Annotated in this window: 17 protein-coding genes and 1 pseudogene; 14 read left to right on the plus strand and 4 right to left on the minus strand. The window is 72.2% G+C overall.

The window, feature by feature from the left end; all coding sequences use genetic code 11:
• Nucleotides 1-60 precede the first annotated feature (60 nt).
• From ACFV20_RS06555 to ACFV20_RS06590, 8 genes and pseudogenes are all read left to right on the plus strand, one after another.
• Nucleotides 61-993 carry an NAD(P)/FAD-dependent oxidoreductase gene (locus tag ACFV20_RS06555; protein ID WP_385653095.1) on the plus strand — a complete coding sequence of 311 codons (933 nt, stop codon included), beginning with the start codon at nt 61-63 and terminating at the stop codon, nt 991-993.
• 116 nt (nt 994-1109) lie between these two features.
• On the plus strand, nt 1110-2648 hold the full coding sequence (locus ACFV20_RS06560) for an ATP-dependent DNA ligase (protein WP_385653097.1): 1539 nt from the start codon (nt 1110-1112) through the stop codon (nt 2646-2648).
• Nucleotides 2645-3106, plus strand: a complete 462-nt coding sequence (locus ACFV20_RS06565; protein WP_385653100.1) for an NUDIX domain-containing protein — start codon at nt 2645-2647, stop codon at nt 3104-3106. The genes ACFV20_RS06560 and ACFV20_RS06565 overlap by 4 nt, the downstream gene beginning before the upstream one ends.
• A 76-nt stretch (nt 3107-3182) precedes the next feature.
• On the plus strand, nt 3183-4568 hold the full coding sequence (locus tag ACFV20_RS06570) for an NADP-dependent succinic semialdehyde dehydrogenase (protein ID WP_385653102.1): 1386 nt from the start codon (nt 3183-3185) through the stop codon (nt 4566-4568).
• Nucleotides 4569-4593: 25 nt separating this feature from the next.
• The gene (locus tag ACFV20_RS06575; protein WP_234749462.1) at nt 4594-4830 is read left to right on the plus strand and encodes a DUF6213 family protein; all 237 of its coding nucleotides are present in this window, start codon (nt 4594-4596) and stop codon (nt 4828-4830) included.
• Nucleotides 4831-4973: 143 nt separating this feature from the next.
• Nucleotides 4974-6038 (plus strand): annotated as a pseudogene (locus ACFV20_RS06580) (type III polyketide synthase); the annotation flags it as partial.
• A 1-nt stretch (nt 6039) separates the two neighbouring features.
• On the plus strand, nt 6040-7416 hold the full coding sequence (locus ACFV20_RS06585; RefSeq protein ID WP_385653104.1) for a cytochrome P450: 1377 nt from the start codon (nt 6040-6042) through the stop codon (nt 7414-7416).
• Between the two features lie 7 nt (nt 7417-7423).
• Nucleotides 7424-7945: a cupin domain-containing protein gene (locus ACFV20_RS06590; RefSeq protein WP_385653106.1), complete on the plus strand. Its 522-nt coding sequence runs from the start codon at nt 7424-7426 to the stop codon at nt 7943-7945.
• Here the strand turns inward: ACFV20_RS06590 and ACFV20_RS06595 are convergent.
• Nucleotides 7942-9168, minus strand: a complete 1227-nt coding sequence (locus tag ACFV20_RS06595) for an acyl-CoA dehydrogenase family protein (protein WP_385653108.1) — start codon at nt 9166-9168, stop codon at nt 7942-7944. The genes ACFV20_RS06590 and ACFV20_RS06595 overlap by 4 nt on opposite strands.
• 172 nt (nt 9169-9340) lie before the next feature.
• Between ACFV20_RS06595 and ACFV20_RS06600 the strand changes: the two genes are divergently transcribed.
• A complete protein-coding gene (locus ACFV20_RS06600; RefSeq protein WP_385653110.1) occupies nt 9341-9985 on the plus strand; it encodes a TetR family transcriptional regulator in 645 nt (214 codons plus the stop codon).
• A gap of 70 nt (nt 9986-10055) precedes the next feature.
• On the opposite strand, the gene def is transcribed toward ACFV20_RS06600, so the two are convergent.
• On the minus strand, nt 10056-10595 hold the full coding sequence (gene def, locus ACFV20_RS06605) for a peptide deformylase (protein WP_385653112.1): 540 nt from the start codon (nt 10593-10595) through the stop codon (nt 10056-10058).
• Nucleotides 10596-10753: 158 nt separating this feature from the next.
• Between def and ACFV20_RS06610 the strand changes: the two genes are divergently transcribed.
• The 5 genes from ACFV20_RS06610 (at nt 10754) to ACFV20_RS06630 (ending at nt 15348) form a co-directional block, all read left to right on the plus strand.
• Nucleotides 10754-11992, plus strand: coding sequence for a MurT ligase domain-containing protein (locus ACFV20_RS06610; RefSeq protein ID WP_033307230.1), 1239 nt, complete (start codon nt 10754-10756; stop codon nt 11990-11992).
• A gap of 23 nt (nt 11993-12015) precedes the next feature.
• Nucleotides 12016-12744 carry a type 1 glutamine amidotransferase gene (locus tag ACFV20_RS06615; RefSeq protein ID WP_385653117.1) on the plus strand — a complete coding sequence of 243 codons (729 nt, stop codon included), beginning with the start codon at nt 12016-12018 and terminating at the stop codon, nt 12742-12744.
• A gap of 203 nt (nt 12745-12947) precedes the next feature.
• On the plus strand, nt 12948-13973 hold the full coding sequence (locus ACFV20_RS06620; RefSeq protein ID WP_385653118.1) for a 6-phosphofructokinase: 1026 nt from the start codon (nt 12948-12950) through the stop codon (nt 13971-13973).
• Between the two features lie 163 nt (nt 13974-14136).
• A complete protein-coding gene (locus ACFV20_RS06625; protein ID WP_385653119.1) occupies nt 14137-15087 on the plus strand; it encodes a cytochrome c oxidase assembly protein in 951 nt (316 codons plus the stop codon).
• An 81-nt stretch (nt 15088-15168) separates the two neighbouring features.
• On the plus strand, nt 15169-15348 hold the full coding sequence (locus ACFV20_RS06630; RefSeq protein WP_385653121.1) for a hypothetical protein: 180 nt from the start codon (nt 15169-15171) through the stop codon (nt 15346-15348).
• A 4-nt stretch (nt 15349-15352) separates the two neighbouring features.
• On the opposite strand, the gene ACFV20_RS06635 is transcribed toward ACFV20_RS06630, so the two are convergent.
• Both ACFV20_RS06635 and ACFV20_RS06640 read right to left on the minus strand, forming a co-directional pair.
• Nucleotides 15353-16567: a sensor histidine kinase gene (locus tag ACFV20_RS06635; protein ID WP_385653124.1), complete on the minus strand. Its 1215-nt coding sequence runs from the start codon at nt 16565-16567 to the stop codon at nt 15353-15355.
• Entirely contained in the window at nt 16564-18279 is a 1716-nt protein-coding gene (locus ACFV20_RS06640; protein WP_385653125.1) for a cation acetate symporter, read from the minus strand. The genes ACFV20_RS06635 and ACFV20_RS06640 overlap by 4 nt, the downstream gene beginning before the upstream one ends.
• Nucleotides 18280-18289: the final 10 nt, after the last annotated feature.

Here is an 18289-nt window from a genome sequence, read left to right on the forward strand (position 1 = left end):
GGCAAAGTGGTTTGTCAATCCCGCAGGACCGGGGCGACGCTCGGCAGCGGAGGTGGTCACATGACCGAGAAGTACGCAGTGGTCGTCGTCGGCGGGGGCGCGGCGGGGCTGTCCGCGGCGCTGGTGCTGGGGCGGGCCCGGCACCGCACGCTGGTGGTCGACGCGGGTGAACCGCGCAACGCGCCCGCCGCGCACATGCAGGGCTATCTGACCCGGGACGGCATGCCACCCGCCGAGTTCCTGGAGATCGGCCGGGAGGAGATCGCCCACTACGGCGTGGAGCTCGTGCGGGACCGGGTGGTGGAGGTGGAGAAGCACGGGGACCTGTTCACCGCCGTGCTGGCCGGGGGCCGGACCGTACGGGCCCGGCGGCTGGTCGTCGCGACCGGGCTGCGGGACGAGCTGCCCGCGCTCCCGGGGGTCGCCGAGCGGTTCGGCCGGGACGTGCTGCACTGCCCGTTCTGCCACGGCTGGGAGGTGCGCGACCGGCCGTTCGGGGTGCTGGCCGCCGGTCCCGCGAGTGTGCACCAGGCGCTGATGGTGTCCCAGTGGTCGAAGGACGTGCGGTTCTTCCTGCACACGGTCGCCGAGGAGGAGCTGACCGACGAGGATCTGCGCCGGCTCGCCGCGGCCGGGGTGGAGGTGGTGCCCGGGGAGGTCGCGGAGCTGGTGGTCGAGGACGACCGGCTCACCGGCGTGCGGCTCGCCGACGGTACGACGCACCCCCGGTCGGTGCTGTTCGTCGCCCCGCGGGCCGTCCCGCGGACCGGCCTGCTGGAGCGCCTGGGCGCCGAACTGCACGAGACGCCGTTCGGCTCGTATCCGGTGGTGGACGCGACCGGCCTGACGAGCGTCCCGGGCGTGTGGGCCGCCGGCAACGCCATCGGCTTCGCCGAACAGGTGGTGCACGCGGCGAGCGGCGGCTACCGCGCGGCGTCGGCGATCGTCGGAGACCTGCTGATGACCGACCTCGACGCGACCGCCCGGCTGTAGAAACGACGGCACGCCGCCGGAAGCCCACCCGCACACCCCGCGAGGCGGCGGCACGCCGAGTGGCCGGGCGCGACCGCCCAGGTGTAAGGGCACCGCCTCCGGTGCACCATGGCTGCATGCTGCTGCACCGGCTGGCCCGAGTGTCCCAGGAGGTCGCCGCCACCTCGGCGCGGTCCCGTAAGACGGCTCTGCTCGCGGAGCTCTTCCGGGACGCCGAGGCGGAGGACGTACCGATCGTCATCCCGTACCTGGCGGGACGGCTGCCGCAGGGCCGGATCGGCGTCGGCTGGAAGGTGCTGAGCCGCCCGGTCGCCCCGGCGGCTGAGCCCGGCCTGACCGTGCGGGAGGTCGACGCCCGGCTGGCCGGGCTCGCCCGGGTGTCCGGTCCGGGCTCCCAGGCGGAACGGACCCGGCTGGTCGGCGAGTTGATGGGCGCCGCCACCGAGGACGAGCAGCGGTTCCTGCTCGGGCTGCTCACCGGCGAGGTCCGCCAGGGCGCCCTGGACGCGGTCGCCGTGGAAGGGCTGGCCCAGGCGACCGGCGCCCCGTCCGCGGACGTGCGGCGGGCCGTGATGCTCGCGGGCTCCCTCCAGGCGGTGGCCGAGGCGCTGCTCGCGGACGGTCCGGCCGCCCTGGAGCGCTTCCGTCTGACCGTCGGCCGCCCGGTGCTGCCGATGCTCGCGCACAGCGCCTCCTCGGTGGCCGAGGCGGTCGGGAAACTGGGCGCCTGCGCGGTCGAGGAGAAGCTGGACGGCATCCGCGTCCAGGTGCACCGCGACGGCGGCACCGTACGGCTCTACACCCGCACCCTCGACGACATCACCGACCGTCTGCCCGAAGTGACGTCCGCCGTGCTGGAGTTGCGGGGCGAGCGATTCATCCTGGACGGCGAGGTGATCTCCTTCGACGAGGCCGGGCGCCCGCGCTCGTTCCAGGAGACCGCCGGCCGCGTCGGCTCCCGCACGGACGTGGCGACCGCCGCCCGCGCGGTACCGGTCTCGCCCGTCTTCTTCGACGCGCTGTCCGTCGACGGCCACGACCTGCTCGACCTGCCCTTCGCCGAGCGGCACGCGGAGCTGGCCCGGCTGGTGCCCGAGCCGATGCGAGTGCGGCGCACACTGGTGTCCGGGCCTGACGACACGCCCTCGGCCGAGGACTTCCTCGCCGAGACCCTGAAGCGCGGCCACGAGGGCGTCGTCGCCAAGGCGCTCGACGCCCCCTACAGCGCGGGCCGGCGCGGGGCGTCCTGGCTGAAGGTCAAGCCCGTCCACACCCTCGACCTGGTCGTCCTGGCCGCCGAATGGGGCCACGGCCGCCGCGCCGGGAAGCTCTCCAACCTCCACCTCGGCGCCCGCACCGCCGACGGCGGCCTCGCCATGCTCGGCAAGACGTTCAAGGGCATGACCGACGCGATGCTCACCTGGCAGACCGAGCGGCTGCAGCAGCTGGCCGTGGAGAGCGACGACCACGTGGTGCGGGTCCGTCCGGAACTCGTCGTCGAGATCGCCTACGACGGACTGCAGCGCTCCACCCGCTACCCGGCCGGTGTGACGCTCCGCTTCGCCCGGGTGATCCGCTACCGGGAGGACAAGCGCCCCGAGGACGCCGACACGGTCGAGACGCTGCTCGCCGCGCACCCGGAGGTGAGGCCGTGAAGCGCAGCGCCGGCCTGCTGCTCTTCCGCACCGGCGACGACGGCGTCGAAGTGCTGCTCGGCCATATGGGCGGCCCCTTCTTCGCCCGGCGCGACGCCGGGGCGTGGACGGTGGTCAAGGGCGAGTACGAACCGGACGAGCCCGCCTGGGAGGCCGCCCGGCGTGAGTTCGAGGAGGAGCTGGGTCTGCCCCCGCCCGACGGCGAGCCCATCGACCTCGGTGAGGTCCGGCAGACAGGCGGCAAGATCGTGACGGCCTGGGCCGTCCGGGCGGACCTCGATCCGGCGACGATCACGCCGGGCACGTTCCGGATGGAGTGGCCGCCGCGATCCGGCCGGACGGAGGAGTTCCCCGAACTGGACCGGGTGGCCTGGTTCGGCCTCGACGGGGCCCGCGCGGTGATCGTGAAGGCACAGACGGCGTTTCTCGACCGGCTGGCGGAGCACTCGCTCCGATGAGGTGACCTTCCCGCGTTGCGGTCCTCTCCGCCGCGCGGGAAGGTCGAGACACAGCCCGCTCCGAGGGAGGTCGGCCATGCCCATCGCAACGGTGAACCCGGCGAACGGCGAGACGCTCAAGACGTACGAGGCCATGGACGAGCAGGAGATAGAGCGCCGGCTCCAGCTCGCGGAAGCCACGTTCCGCACGTACCGGACGACGACCTTCGGCGAGCGGGCCCGGCTGCTGCACCGGGCCGCCGACCTCCTCGATGAGGACCAGCAGGACATCGCGCGTGTGATGACCACCGAGATGGGCAAGCCGATCCAGCAGGCCCGGGCCGAGGCGGCGAAGTGCGCCAAGGCGATGCGCTGGTACGCCGACCACGCCGAGGAGCTCCTCGCCGACGAGGAACCCGCCGGCTCCGACGTGAAGGACTCCGGCGCCTCACGCGTACGGGTGCGCTACCGGCCGCTCGGCCCGGTGCTGGCGGTGATGCCGTGGAACTTCCCGCTGTGGCAGGTGGTCCGGTTCGCCGCGCCCGCGCTGATGGCGGGCAACGTGGGCCTGCTCAAGCACGCCTCGAACGTCCCGCAGACCGCCCTCTACCTGGAGGACCTCTTCCACCGGGCGGGCTTCACCGAGGGCACCTTCCAGACCCTGCTGATCGGTTCCGCCGCGGTCGACGAGATTCTGCGCGACGAGCGCGTCAAGGCCGCCACCCTGACCGGCAGCGAACCGGCGGGCCGCGCGGTCGCCTCCACCGCCGGCGAGATGATCAAGAAGACGGTGCTGGAACTGGGCGGCAGCGACCCGTTCGTCGTGATGCCCTCCGCCGACATCGACCGGGCCGCCGAGGTGGCCGTGACCGCCCGGGTCCAGAACACCGGGCAGTCCTGCATCGCCGCGAAGCGGTTCATCGTGCACACCGACGTCTACGACGCGTTCGCCGAGCGGTTCACCGAGGGCATGAAGGCGCTGAAGGTCGGCGACCCCATGGCCGACGACACCCAGGTCGGGCCGCTCTCCAGCGAGCAGGGGCTGCGTGACCTGGAGGAACTGGTCGACGACGCGGTGCGCGGCGGCGCACAGGTGCTGTGCGGCGGCGAACGGCCGGACGGGCCCGGCTGGTACTACACGCCGACGATTCTCGCCGGCATCTCCCGCGAGATGCGGATCCACCGGGAGGAGGCGTTCGGCCCGGTCGCCACGCTGTACCGGGCGGCCGACCTGGACGAGGCCGTGCTGATCGCGAACGACTCGCCGTTCGGGCTGAGTTCGAACGTGTGGACGCGGGACGAGGCGGAGGTCGACCGGTTCGTACGGGATCTGGAGGCCGGCGGGGTGTTCTTCAACGGCATGACGGCGTCCCACCCGGCGTTCCCGTTCGGCGGGGTGAAGCGGTCCGGGTACGGGCGTGAGCTGTCCGGGCACGGAATCCGGGAGTTCTGCAACATCACCACTGTTTGGCATGGTGCGTGAGTGTTGCGGGGCTACGATCCCGTCTGTGAACCGCGAAGTGACTCTGCCTCTGATCGTCGACGACCGCGGGACCCTGCAGGTGACTGCGGCGGATGTCAGCAAGCTCCTGCGGACGGTGGGGGGCCGGTGGGTGCGGCTCGTGGAGGGCGGGGAATCGGGTCTGGACGAGGACACCGTCGCCGAGTTGGCCATCGAGCTGGCGAAGCTGGCCGATCGGATCGACGTGGCGTGCATCGCGCACAGCAGTGGGACCGCGACCTGAGTGGGGAACACGGCGTCCCCGGTACGGAGTAGCTCCGCGCGAAGTCGGCGTACCGGCGGGTGATCGTGAGTGGACCACCCCTTGAGGTGACCCACTTCTGACCGGGGGGCTCAGGGCCTTCCGGGCGGCGAAAGCAGGCGCGGCTCATGGCGACTTTGTGCAGACCCTCGGTGTCCGTTCCGGAGCACGTGATCACGATGGAGGAGACCCTGGAGCTGGCGCGCGAGCGCCACGCCGGACACCCTCAACTGCCGTTGGCCCTGCGTCTGATCGAGAACACCGGGGTGCGCACACGGCACATCGTGCAGCCCATCGAGGAGACGCTCAGACACCCCGGGTTCGAGGACCGCAACAAGCTGTACGAGGCCGAGGCGAAGGCCCGGGTGCCCGCCGTCGTCCAGCGGGCGCTCGACGACGCCGAGCTGCTCACCACCGAGGTGGACCTGATCGTCTACGTGTCGTGCACGGGCTTCATGATGCCCTCCCTGACGGCCTGGCTGATCAACGAGATGGGCTTCGAGCCGACGACCCGGCAGCTGCCGATAGCGCAGCTCGGCTGTGCGGGCGGCGGCGCCGCCGTCAACCGGGCCCACGACTTCTGCACGGCCTACCCGCAGGCCAACGCGCTGATCGTGGCGTGCGAGTTCTGCTCGCTGTGCTACCAGCCCACCGACATCGGCGTCGGCTCGTTGCTGTCGAACGGCCTGTTCGGTGACGGCATCGCCGCCGCCGTGGTCCGCGGCCGCGGCGGCGAGGGCATCCGGCTGGAGCGCAACGGCTCGTACCTGGTCCCCAAGACCGAGGACTGGATCACGTACGACGTGAAGGCGACCGGCTTCCACTTCCTGCTGGACAAGCGGGTGCCGGGGACGATGGAGCCGCTCGCACCGGTGCTGCGCGACCTCGCCGACGACCATGGGTGGGACGCCTCCGACCTGGACTTCTACATCGTCCACGCGGGCGGCCCGCGCATCCTCGACGACCTCAGCACCTTCCTGCGGGTCGAGCCGCACGCCTTCCGGTTCAGCCGGGCCACGCTGACCGAGTACGGCAACATCGCCAGCGCCGTGGTCCTGGACGCGCTGCGCCGGCTGTTCGACGAGGGCGGTGCCGAGCAGGGGGCGCGCGGGCTGCTCGCCGGGTTCGGGCCCGGCATCACCGCCGAGATGGCCCTGGGCCGCTGGCACGGCGCGGACGAGACGATGTGACATGAGCGAGCAGACGATCACCGAAAGCCCTCCCCTCGTCCGGGAGCGGTCCTCGTCCGCCCTGTCCGGCGCCGGCCTCGGCCCGGAGCTGGACGCGCTGATGGCCGAGGGCCCGGCCACCCGGGTCGAGTTGCCCGGGGGCGGGGGCTGGGCCTGGCTGGTCACCCGCTCCGACGACGTACGGCTGGTGACCGGCGACCCGCGCTTCCGCCGTGTGGACGACGGGTACAGGCGGCCCGCCGGTCCGGCCCCGCACGCCGTCCCGGCCCGTGACACCGCCGGCCCCTCGGAGCCGCCGGACCACGCCCGGCCGGGCCGCGCCGTCGCCGACGCGTTCACGGCGCACGGGATGGAGCGGGTGCGGGAGCGGTCCCGGCGCATGCTGGCGGAACTGGTCGACGAGCTGCTCCAGGACGGCCCGCCCGCCGATCTGGCCGAGGCCGTGCTCGGCCCGTTCCCCGTCGCGGTGGTCTGTGAGCTGATGGGTGTGCCGGCCGCCGACCGGCAGGGCGTGCACGCCTGGACCAGGCTGATCCTGTCCTCTCCGCACGGTGCCGAGGCGGGCGAGAAAGCCCGGAGGGAATTGGGCGTCTACTTCCGCGACCTCGTCGGCCGGCGCGGGGGCGGCACCGGCGAGGACGTCGCCTCCCTGCTCGGCGCCGCCGTGGGCCGCGGGGAGGTCACCCTGGAGGAGGCGGCCGGGTTCGCGGTCCTCCTCCAGACCGGCGGCGAGGCGGCCACCGGCCTCATCGGCCGGATGTTCCACGCCCTGCTGAGCCGGCCCGGGCTCGTCGAACGGCTGCGCGCCCAACCCGAGATCCGCCCCCGGGCCGTCGCCGAACTGCTCCACCGGCTCTCCCCCAGCGCCCCGGTAGGGCCGGCCCGGATCGCCAGGGAGGACGTGGACATCCGGGGCGTGCGGATCCGCGCGGGCGACACGGTCTACGTGTCGTACCTGACGACGCAGCACACCCCGGAGACGACCGGCCCCGGCCGCGGCCCGGACCCGCACGACACCGTCAGCCCCGGTCCTGACCCGCACGACACCGTCAGCCCCGGGGCAGACCCGCACGACACCGTCAGCCCCGGGGCAGACCCGCACGACACCGTCAGCCCCGGGGCAGACCCGCACGACACCGTCAGCCCCGGGGCAGACCGGCACGACACCGTCGGCTCAGCCCCGGACGACGCGTACGTAGCCTTCGGGCTCGACCCCGGTGACCCCGGCGGTGTGCCGGTCCGGATGGCGGCCGAGCTCCTGGTCGACGCGCTCCTCGACGGTGTGCCGGGGCTTCGGCTCGCCGTCCCGGCAGGCGAGCCGCCGTTCCGGAAGGGCGCGCCGCTCCGCGGGCCCGTGGCCCTGCCCGTGACCTGGTGAGCCGGCGATGACCGCGACGGAAGGACTGTTCGTCCCGCCCGGCCACGGCCGGATCATGGAGACCTCCGCCCAGCAGGTCACCTTCAAGGTGACCGGCACCCACTCCCGGACGGCCTCCACCTTCGAGGTGGTCGTGCCTCCGGGCTTCGACGTCGGCGCCCATGTGCACACCCGCAGCGAGGAGTTGTTCTACGTGCTCGAGGGCGAGCTGGACGTCCTCGCCTTCGAGCCCCGCATCCGCACACCCGACAACTGGCGGACGTGGGAGTCCCCCACGGGCCGGCGGGTGGTCCGGGCGACACCGGGGACGGTGATCGCCGTGCCCCCGGGGTGCCCGCACGCGTTCGCCAACCCCACCGACACACCGGCGAAGATGTTCTTCCAGGCGAGCCCGCCGCCCGACCACGAGCGGTACTTCGAGGAACTGCTGGAGATCCTCGGCAGCGGGGGCCCGCCGGACCAGGCGGCCATCGGTGAACTACGGGCGCGCTACGACATCGAGCAGCTGACGCCGCTCAGGCACCGTTAGCGGATCGGCACACCGGCGAGGGTGCGGGCGATGACCAGGCGCTGGATCTCGCTCGTGCCCTCGAAGATGGTGTAGATGGCCGCGTCCCGGTGCATCCGCTCCACGGGGTACTCCCGCGTGTAGCCGTTGCCGCCGAGGATCTGGATCGCCTGGGCCGTGACCTTCTTGGCCGTCTCGCTGGCGAACAGCTTGGACATCGAGCCCTCGGCCGCCGTGAACGGCTTGCCGTTGACCGCCATCCAGGAGGCGCGCCACACCAGCAGCCGGGCCGCGTCGATGGAGGTGCGCATGTCCGCGAGCTGGAAGGCGACACCCTGGTTGTCGATGATCGGCCGGCCGAACTGCTCGCGGGTCTTCGCGTAGTCGAGGGCGACCTCGTAGGCGGCTCGGGCGGTGCCGACCGCCATGGCGCCGACCGCCGGGCGCGAGGCCTCGAACGTGGCCATCGCCGCGTTCTTCACCCGCTCCCCGCCCTGCTTGGCACGCTCCCGCGCCCGGGCCAGCCGCTCGTCCAGTTTCTCCTTGCCGCCGAGCAGGCAGGAGCCGGGAACGCGCACGTTGTCGAGGATGACCTCGGCGGTGTGCGAGGCGCGGATGCCGTGCTTCTTGAACTTCTGCCCCTGGGACAGACCCGGCGTCCCCGGGGGGACGATGAAGGAGGCGTGTCCCTTGGAGCCGAGTCCGGCGTCGACGACCGCGACGACGACGTGGACGTTGGCGATGCCGCCGTTGGTCGCCCAGGTCTTGGTGCCGTTGAGCACCCACTCGTCCTTGGCCTCGTCGTACACGGCCCGGGTGCGCATGGAGGCCACGTCGGAGCCGGCGTCGGGCTCGGAGGAACAGAACGCGGCGACCTTCACGTCGTTGGCGTCGCCGTACATCTGCGGGATCCAGGTGCCGATCTGCTCCTCGGTGCCGTTGGCGAGGACGCCGACGGCGGCGAGGCCGGTGCCGACGATGGACAGGGCGATGCCGGCGTCACCCCAGAACAGTTCCTCCATCGCCATGGGGATGCCGAGGCCGGTCGCGTCGAAGTACTGCTGGGCGTAGAAGTCCAGGGAGTAGATGCCGACCTTGGCGGCCTCCTGGATGACCGGCCAGGGAGTCTCCTCACGCTCGTCCCATTCGGCGGCCGCGGGGCGGATGACGTCGGCCGCGAAGCCGTGCAGCCAGTCCCGGACCTCCTTCTGTTCGTCGTTGAGCTCCATGGTGAACTCGGCCATGTCGTCCCCTCCAGCGGCACACGTGCATGTTACTTGCGGTAACAGCAGTCTGTTACCGGCGGGTAGTGGAAGTCAACTCCTACCGACCGGTCGGCACCCGTTCGGTGTCGGAGGCACGCTTCAGTGTTAGTTTGCGCAGGCGTCATGGAAACAGCACGGGTGGGGAGAGACGATGGACACCACGCAGCGGACCGATCAGCAACGGTCCGCCGACCGCCGCCGGCGCGAGCTGCTGGAGGCTGCCGACCGGGTGGTGCTGCGCGACGGTCCGCAGGCCTCGATGAACGCGATCGCGGCGGAGGCCGGCATCACCAAGCCGATTCTCTACCGGCACTTCGGCGACAAGGGCGGACTCTACGCCGCTCTCGCCACGCGGCACACGGACGCCCTGCTGGACTCGCTGCGGGCCGCGCTCGACGCGCCGGCCGACCGCCGGGAGCGGGTCGAGGCGACGCTGGACACCTACCTCGCGGCGATCGAGGCGCGACCCCAGGTGTACCGGTTCCTGATGCACCCCGCGGAGGGCGGCGGCCCCGGGGACCAGGGGTTCGACGTCGGCAAGCACAGCGCGCCGTTGCTGCGGCGGATGGGCGAGGAACTGGCGCAGGTCATCGAGGAGCGGCTGGATCTCGGGCCGGGAGGGCAGCAGCTGGCCCGGGTCTGGGGGCACGGGATCGTCGGCATGATGCATGCGGCCGGCGACTGGTGGCTGGGCGAACGTCCCTGTTCCCGCGCGGAGTTGGTGCGGAGCTTGGCCGACCTGTTGTGGGGTCGGCTTGCGGCTGTGGGGGATCGGGTGGGGGGTCCCGGGTTCTGACCGTGGTGTTTCGACTCACGGCCGGTGGGGGCTGATCGCGCAGTTCCCCGCGCCCCTGGGGCGGCGACACTCAGGTGTTCCAAGAAGCCCGGGCCACCTGTCGCATCAGCCTGCGGCGGCGCCAGCCCGTCAGGTGGTCCGCGTAGACACGGCCCTCCAGATGGTCGCACTCGTGCTGCAGGCAGCGGGCGAAGAAGCCCGTGCCGTGGACGGTGACGGGTTCTCCCGTCACCGTGAAGCCCTCGACGACCGCGTGGTCGTGGCGTTCGGTGCCCGCTTCCAGGCCCGGCAGGGACAGGCAGCCCTCCGGGCCCCGGATCACCACGCCGTCCGCCTCGGTCAGGCGGGGATTGACCACATGGCCCACATGGCGGACGTCCTCGTCGTCCGGGCAGTCGTAGACGAAGACGCGCAGCGGTTCGCCGACCTGGTTGGCGGCGAGGCCGACGCCCTGGGCGGCGTACATCGTCGCGAACAAGTCCTCGACGAGCCGGGCGAGTTCGGGGCCGAAGTCGGTGACCTCCGCGCAGGGCGAGTGCAGGATCGGGTCGCCGTGCAGGGTGAGGGGTCTCACGCGGCCGTGGGCGCCGGGGATGGAGCTGTGTCGCATGGCGGCAAGAGTAAGGTCCTGTCGGTCCGCGTCTCCCACACGAGTTCGCCACAGTGCCACGGTTCGGGAGTGCGAATGGATCTCGATAGGCTGAGGTCCACACCACGTGGCCGTCAGGCTTCAAGGCGCGGCGCGTACGCAAGGAGGATCGAGAACTGATGGCAGGCAACTCGGACCCGCTCTCGCCGCGGGCCAAGCTGGCCGTGACCGCGGGCAAGGCGGTCGCGGCGGCGTCACGCGCCGCAGGGCGCGGCAGCGGTTCGGTGATCGGCGGCCGGGTCGCGCTGAAACTCGACCCCGACCTGCTCGCCCGGCTCGCGCAGAACCTGGACGTGATCCTGGTCTCCGCGACGAACGGCAAGACCACCACCACCCGGCTCATCGCCGAGGCCCTGCGCGCGGCGGGACCGGTCGTCTCCAACGCGCTCGGCGCCAACATGCCGGCCGGCATCACCTCGGCCCTCGCCGGCAGCTCGGACGCCCGCTACGGCGTCATCGAGGTCGACGAGAAGTACCTCGCCGGCGTCGCCCGGGACACCGCCCCGAAGTGCATCGCCCTGCTGAACCTCTCGCGCGACCAGCTCGACCGCGCCGCCGAGACCCGCATGCTCGCCGAGAACTGGCGGGAGGGGCTCGCGGGGTCCAAGGCCGTGGTCGTGGCCAACTGCGACGACCCGCTGGTGGTGTGGGCCGCGTCGTCCTCCCCCAACGTGATCTGGGTCGCCGCCGGGCAGATGTGGAAGGACGACGCCTGGTCCTGCCCGTCGTGCGGTGGCGTGATGCAGCGCCCCGGCGACGACTGGTTCTGCGGCGAGTGCGGCTTCCGCCGCCCCACTCCGAGCTGGGCGCTCTCCGGTGACCACGTGCTCGACCCGCACGGCTCGGCCTGGCCGATCCACCTCCAGTTGCCCGGCCGCGCCAACAAGGCCAACGCCGCCTCCTCGGCCGCCGTCGCCGCCGTGTTCGGAGTGCCGCCGCAGGTCGCGCTGGAGCGCATGTACCAGGTGCAGGCGGTGGCCGGGCGCTACGACGTCGTCCAGTTCCAGGGCCGCGACCTGCGGCTGCTGCTGGCGAAGAACCCGGCCGGCTGGCTGGAGACGTTCTCCCTGATCGACCCGCCGCCCACCCCGGTCATCCTGTCGGTGAACGCGCGCTCCGCGGACGGCACCGACACCTCCTGGCTGTGGGACGTCGACTACTCGCGCCTGACCGGCCACCCGATCTGCGTCGTCGGTGACCGGCGGCTGGACCTGGCGGTGCGCCTGGAGGTCGCCGACCAGCACTTCCAGGTCTACGAGAACCTCGACCAGGCCGTGGCCGCGTGCCCGCCGGGCCGAATCGAGGTCATCGCCAACTACACGGCGTTCCAGGACCTGCGCCGCCGGGTCGGCAACTGAGCACGAGACGTCAGGGGACTTTTGTGAGCGACAACCAACTGCGGGTCGTCTGGATCTATCCCGACCTGCTCAGCACCTACGGCGACCAGGGCAACGTCCTCGTCGTCGAACGCCGGGCCCAGCAGCGCGGCCTGGACGTGGCCCGGCTGGACGTGCGCAGTGACCAGCCGATCCCGACCTCCGGCGACATCTACCTGATCGGCGGCGGTGAGGACCGGCCGCAGCGGCTCGCCGCCGAGCGGCTGCGTCGCGACGGCGGTCTGACCCGGGCCGTGGAGAACGGCGCCATCGTGTTCTCGGTGTGCGCCGGCTACCAGATCCTCGGCCACGAGTTCATCAACGACCTCGGTCAGCGCGAGCCCGGCCTCGGGCTGCTGGACGTGGTGTCGGTGCGCGGCGAGGGCGCGCGGTGCGTCGGCGACGTGCTGGGCGACGTCGACCAGCGCCTCGGCCTGCCTCCGCTGACGGGCTTCGAGAACCACCAGGGCGTCACCCACCTCGGCCCCACCGCCCGCCCGCTCGCCCGGGTGCGCTTCGGCAACGGCAACGGCACGGGTGACGGCACGGAGGGCGCGTACAACGACACGGTCTTCGGCACGTACATGCACGGCCCGGTGCTCGCGCGCAACCCGCTGATCGCGGACCTGCTGCTGAAGCTGGCCCTCGACGTCAACGCGCTGCCGCCGACCGACGACCGCTGGTACGAGGCGCTGCGCAACGAGCGCATCGCCGCTGCTCAGCAGCCCGCCTGAGCACAGCACCGCAGCGTGCGCGAAGCACGCGTCAACCTGCTGGTCAACAGCCCGTATGACGGCCCATCCGCACAGGTGAGCGGGGTCGTCCAGCAGGCGGACGCGTGCTTCGGTCCGGCCCCCCGATGCCGCTAGGGTGGCGGGGATTCCAGCCGGACAACGTGGTCCGGTCCCCGGCCCACGTTGAGAAGGTATTTCGGGCTATGCGCATTGGTGTCCTCACGTCCGGCGGCGACTGCCCCGGCCTGAACGCCGTCATCCGGTCCGTCGTGCACCGTGCCGTCGTCGACCACGGCGACGAGGTCATCGGCTTCCGGGACGGCTGGAAGGGCCTCCTGGAGTGCGACTACCTCAAGCTCGACCTCGACGCGGTGGGCGGCATCCTCGCCCGCGGCGGCACGATCCTCGGGTCCTCCCGGGTCCAGCCCTCCCATCTGCGGGACGGCGTGGAGCGGGCCAAGGGCCATGTCGAGGAGCTCGGCCTCGACGCGATCATCCCCATCGGCGGCGAGGGCACGCTCAAGGCCGCGCGGCTGATGTCGGACAGCGGGCTGCCCGTCGTGGGTGTGCCGAAGACCATCGACAACGACATCGCCGTCACGGACGTCACCTTCGGCTTCGACACGGCCGTGGGCGTGGCGACCGAGGCCCTGGACCGGCTGAAGACCACCGCCGAGTCCCACCAGCGGGTCCTGGTGGTGGAGGTCATGGGCCGGCACACCGGCTGGATCGCCCTGCACTCCGGCATGGCGGCCGGTGCGCACGCCATCGTCGTCCCCGAGCGGCCCTTCGACATAGAGGAGCTGACCAGGCGGGTCGGCGAGCGGTTCGAGGCCGGCAAGCGCTTCGCGATCGTCGTGGCCGCGGAGGGGGCGAAGCCCCGCGCCGGGACCATGGAGTTCGACGAGGGCGGCAAGGACATCTACGGGCACGAGCGGTTCGCCGGGATCGCCCGGCAGCTGTCCGTGGAGCTGGAGGGACGCCTCGGGAAGGAAGCCCGCCCGGTGATCCTCGGACACGTCCAGCGGGGCGGCACGCCGACCGCCTACGACCGGGTGCTGGCCACGCGGTTCGGGTGGCACGCGGTGGAGGCGGTGCACCGGGGTGAGTTCGGGCACATGACCGCGTTGCGGGGGACCGACATCGTGATGGTGCCGCTCGCGGAGGCCGTGGAGACGCTGAAGACGGTGCCGGACGAGCGGTACGCCGAGGCGGAGACCGTTCTCTGAGGTTGCGCCGATCCGCCGAGTGCGGGTCGTACGTGGTCGCTCGCGCAGTTCCCCACGCCCCTGAGGCGTCGTCCCGCCCCCGGTCACAACGATGACCGGGGGCGGTTCTACTCTTGTGGGCGGACAACTTGCTGCACACCCCCACGAAACAGGAGCCGGCGCAATGGATCACAGCGGGCACGGCATGACCATGGATCTGCCGCCGTTCACGCTGGGGCGAGGTCTGGAGTGGTCGGCCGACCCGTTCTTCCTCGTCGCGTGCCTGGCCGGGCTGGCCCTGTACGGGTGGGGTGTCGTACGGCTCGTGAGGCGCGGGGACAAGTGGCCGGTGGGCCGTACGGTCGCGTTCGTCCTGGGTGTGCTGAGCATCGTGCTCATGATGTGCACCGGGCTCAACGACTACGGCATGGTCATGTTCAGCGTGCACATGGTGCAGCACATGGTCATCAGCATGGTGTCGCCCATCCTCATCCTGCTCGGTGCGCCGATCACGCTGGCGCTGCGGGCGCTGCCCACGGCGGGGCGGGGCCGCAAGGGGCCGCGTGAGCTGCTGCTGATGTTCCTGCACAGCCGGTACATGCGGATCGTCACGCACCCGGCGTTCACGATCCCGCTGTTCATCGCGAGCCTGTACGGGCTGTACTTCACCCCGATCTTCGACACCCTGATGGGCTCCAAGGCCGGCCACATCGCGATGATGGTGCACTTCCTCGCCGTCGGCCTGGTGTTCTTCTGGCCGATCATGGGCGTGGACCCGGGCCCGCACCGCCCGGGCTACCTGATGCGGATGCTGGAGCTGTTCGCGGGCATGCCCTTCCACGCGTTCTTCGGGATCGCGCTGATGATGGCGTCCGAGCCGATGGTCGAGACGTTCAAGAACCCGCCCGGCTCGCTCGGCATCGAGGCGCTGTCCGACCAGAACGCGGCGGGCGGCATCGCCTGGGCGTTCAGCGAGATCCCCTCCGTGCTGGTGCTGGTGGCCCTGCTGTTCCAGTGGTACGCCTCGGACCAGCGGCAGGCCCGGCGCACCGACCGGGCCGCCGACCGCGACGGGGACAAGGAGCTGGAGGCGTACAACGCCTATCTGGCCTCGCTGAACACGCAGGGGCGCTGAGGTCCTCTTCGGTACGGGCCGTGCGCGCCGGGCGTCCGCCGGGCACCATGGAGGGACCGGACCATGAGGAGGGGTGTTGCGATGCCCGGTTCCACGAACGGTTCCAACGCGACGAGGACCATGGGAGCGCTCACGCTGGGCGGGCTCGTCGTGGTGACGGCCTACACGGTGGCGCTCGGGAGCAACGGCTGGCTGTGGTTCGGCTGGGTCGTCCTGGGCCTGATCACCTTGGGGCTGGTGGTCACCACGCGCAGCAACTGACCCCTCATGTTCCGGCCGGGCGGCCCGCCGAGTGCACACCGGGCTGGTACTTCGGGAGCCGGACGGTGATCTTCATGCCGGCGCCGGTGGCCGTCTCGATGACGAGGCCGTGGGCGTCGCCGTAGACCTGACGCAGCCGGTCGTCGACGTTGGACAGGCCGATGCCGCCCGAGGGGCTGACCTCGCGGGCCAGGATGCGGCGGAGCAGGCCGGGGTCCATGCCGGCGCCGTCGTCCTCGATGACGACGAGGGCCTCGGCGCCCGTGTCCTGGGCGGTGATCCGGATGTGGCACCGGCCCGAGGACACGGCCTTGCCCTCCAGACCGTGCTTGACGGCGTTCTCGACGAGCGGCTGGAGGCAGAGGAACGGCAGGGTCACCGGCAGCACCTCCGGCGCTATCTGGAGGGTGACGGAGAGGCGGTCGCCGAAGCGTGCCCGGACCAGCGCCAGGTAGTGGTCGATGGCGTGGAGCTCCTCGGCGAGGGTGGTGAAGTCGCCGTGCCGGCGGAACGAGTAGCGGGTGAAGTCGGCGAACTCGAGCAGCAGCTCGCGGGCGCGCTCGGGGTCCGTGCGGACGAAGGAGGCGATCACCGCGAGCGAGTTGAAGATGAAGTGGGGCGAGATCTGGGCCCGCAGCGCCTTGATCTCGGCCTCGATGAGCCGGGTGCGGGACTGGTCGAGATCGGCGAGCTCCAGCTGGACGGAGACCCAGCGGGCGACCTCGCCCGCGGCCCGGACGAGCACCGCGGACTCGCGGGGGGCGCAGGCGACCAGCGCGCCGTGCACCCGGTCGTCGACGGTGAGCGGGGCGACGACCGCCCAGCGCACCGAACAGTCGAGGCTGTCGCAGGTGAGCCGGAACGCCTCACCGCGGCCGGACTCCAGGGCGCCCGCGAGCCGGTCCATGATCTCGTCGCGGTGATGCGCCCCGTCGCCGTCCCAGACCAGGACCCCGGTGCGGTCGGTGAGGCACAGGGCGTCCGTGCCGAGCAGGGAGCGCAGTTTGCGGGCGGACTTGCGGGCGGTCTCCTCCGTCAGACCGGCCCGCAGCGGGGGCGCGGCGAGGGACGCCGTGTGCAGGGTCTCGAAGGTGGCGTGTTCGACGGGGGTGCCGAGGCCGGCGAGGCTCTTGGCCCGTGCCGTCCGGCGTCCGAGCCAGACCCCGAGGGCGAGCACCGGGAGCACTCCGACGCACAGACCTGCCAGGAACCCGCTCACGCCGTCACCTCCGAGCGCAGTTCCTCGGGCAGGTGGAACCGGGCCAGGACCGCCGGGGTGCCGGGCGGGACCCGGCCGGGGGTGGCCAGGGACACCAGGATCATGGTGAGGAAGCCCAGCGGCACCGACCACAGCGCGGGCCAGGCGAGCAGGGCGTGCAGGGCGGCTCCCTCGCCCGGGTAGCCGGCCATGGTCGCGGCGACGGCGAGCAGGGCGGAGCCGCCGCCCACCAGCATCCCGGCGGCGGCTCCGGGCGGGGTCAGCCGCCGCCACCAGATGCCGAGGACGAGCAGCGGGCAGAACGAGGACGCGGAGACCGCGAAGGCGAGCCCGACGGCGTCGGCGACCGGCAGCCCGCCGACCAGGACGCTCGCCGCGAGGGGCACGGCCATGGCGAGGACCGTGCCGAGCCGGAAGTGCCGTACGCCGCGGGACGGCAGGACGTCCTGGGTGAGGACGCCCGCGACCGCCATGGTCAGGCCCGAGGCCGTGGAGAGGAACGCCGCGAAGGCACCCCCGGCGACCAGCGCGCCCAGCAGGTCGCCGCCCACTCCCCCGATCATGCGGTCGGGCAGCAGCAGGACGGCGGCGTCCGGGTCTGAGGTGAGGGTCAGTTCGGGGGCGTAGAGGCGGCCGAGGGCGCCGTAGACGGGGGGCAGCAGGTAGAAGGCGCCGATCAGGCCGAGGACGGCGACGGTGGTGCGGCGGGCGGCGACCCCGTGCGGGCTCGTGTAGAAGCGGACCACGACGTGCGGCAGGCCCATGGTGCCGAGGAAGGTGGCGAGGATCAGCCCGTACGTGGCGTACAGCGGCCGTTCCGCACGGCTCTCGGCCTGTGACGGGGACAGGTCGCCGCCGCCGCTGCGCCGGGCCTCGGGGACGGGGGCGCCCCGGGTGAAGGTGAGCCGGGTGCCGCGCTCGATGTGGTGGGTTCCGGCGGTGAGTTCCAGGCGTGTGCCGGTGTGGGTCCGGCCGTCGACGGTGCCGGTCACCACGACGCTCAGCGGCCGGTCCAGCCGCAGGTCGATCGCGTCGTCGACGCGGACGGCGCGCTGGTCGCGGAAGGTGGCCGGTTCGTCGAAGGCGTGCCGGGGTGCTCCGTCGTTCTGCCAGGCGAGGACCAGGAACAGCGCGGGGACGAGCAGGGCGGTGAGCTTCAGCCAGTACTGGAAGGCCTGCACGAAGGTGATGCTGCGCATGCCGCCGGCGGCGACGGTGGCGGTCACGACGACGGCGACGATCACTGCGCCCAGCCAGTCGGGCGCCCCGGTCAGCACCGTCAGGGTCAGCCCGGCGCCCTGCAGCTGGGGCAGCAGGTACAGCCAGCCGACCCCGACGACGAAGGCGCCGGCGAGCCGCCGGACGGCCTGGGAGGCGAGGCGCGCCTCCGCGAAGTCGGGGAGCGTGTAGGCGCCGGAGCGGCGCAGCGGGGCGGCCACGAAGATCAGCAGGACCAGGTAGCCGGCGGTGTAGCCGACCGGGTACCAGAGCATGTCGGGGCCCTGGACCAGGACGAGGCCCGCGATGCCCAGGAAGGAGGCGGCGGAGAGGTACTCGCCGCTGATGGCGGCGGCGTTGAGGCGGGGGCCGACGGTGCGGGAGGCGACGTAGAAGTCGGACGTGGTGCGGGAGATGCGCAGGCCGAAGGCGCCGACCAGGACCGTCGCGACGACGACCAGGGCGACTGCGGGGATGGCGTAGCTGGAGTTCATCTCGGGCCGG

Origin of the sequence: Streptomyces sp. NPDC059696 (assembly GCF_042733745.1) — a bacterium.
Classification (GTDB): Bacteria; Actinomycetota; Actinomycetes; order Streptomycetales; family Streptomycetaceae; genus Streptomyces.

Bases quoted from the DNA above. Each gene is read 5' to 3' on its own strand.
- ACFV20_RS06570 (WP_385653102.1), top strand. From the start codon at position 3,183: ATGCCCATCGCAACGGTGAACCCGGCGAACGGCGAGACGCTCAAGACG.
- ACFV20_RS06595 (WP_385653108.1), bottom strand. From the start codon at position 9,168: ATGGCCGAGTTCACCATGGAGCTCAACGACGAACAGAAGGAGGTCCGG.
- ACFV20_RS06600 (WP_385653110.1), top strand. From the start codon at position 9,341: ATGGACACCACGCAGCGGACCGATCAGCAACGGTCCGCCGACCGCCGC.
- ACFV20_RS06640 (WP_385653125.1), bottom strand. From the start codon at position 18,279: ATGAACTCCAGCTACGCCATCCCCGCAGTCGCCCTGGTCGTCGTCGCG.
- ACFV20_RS06620 (WP_385653118.1), top strand. From the start codon at position 12,948: ATGCGCATTGGTGTCCTCACGTCCGGCGGCGACTGCCCCGGCCTGAAC.
- ACFV20_RS06555 (WP_385653095.1), top strand. From the start codon at position 61: ATGACCGAGAAGTACGCAGTGGTCGTCGTCGGCGGGGGCGCGGCGGGG.
- ACFV20_RS06610 (WP_033307230.1), top strand. From the start codon at position 10,754: ATGGCAGGCAACTCGGACCCGCTCTCGCCGCGGGCCAAGCTGGCCGTG.
- ACFV20_RS06585 (WP_385653104.1), top strand. From the start codon at position 6,040: ATGAGCGAGCAGACGATCACCGAAAGCCCTCCCCTCGTCCGGGAGCGG.
- def (WP_385653112.1), bottom strand. From the start codon at position 10,595: ATGCGACACAGCTCCATCCCCGGCGCCCACGGCCGCGTGAGACCCCTC.
- ACFV20_RS06625 (WP_385653119.1), top strand. From the start codon at position 14,137: ATGGATCACAGCGGGCACGGCATGACCATGGATCTGCCGCCGTTCACG.
- ACFV20_RS06630 (WP_385653121.1), top strand. From the start codon at position 15,169: ATGCCCGGTTCCACGAACGGTTCCAACGCGACGAGGACCATGGGAGCG.
- ACFV20_RS06560 (WP_385653097.1), top strand. From the start codon at position 1,110: ATGCTGCTGCACCGGCTGGCCCGAGTGTCCCAGGAGGTCGCCGCCACC.
- ACFV20_RS06590 (WP_385653106.1), top strand. From the start codon at position 7,424: ATGACCGCGACGGAAGGACTGTTCGTCCCGCCCGGCCACGGCCGGATC.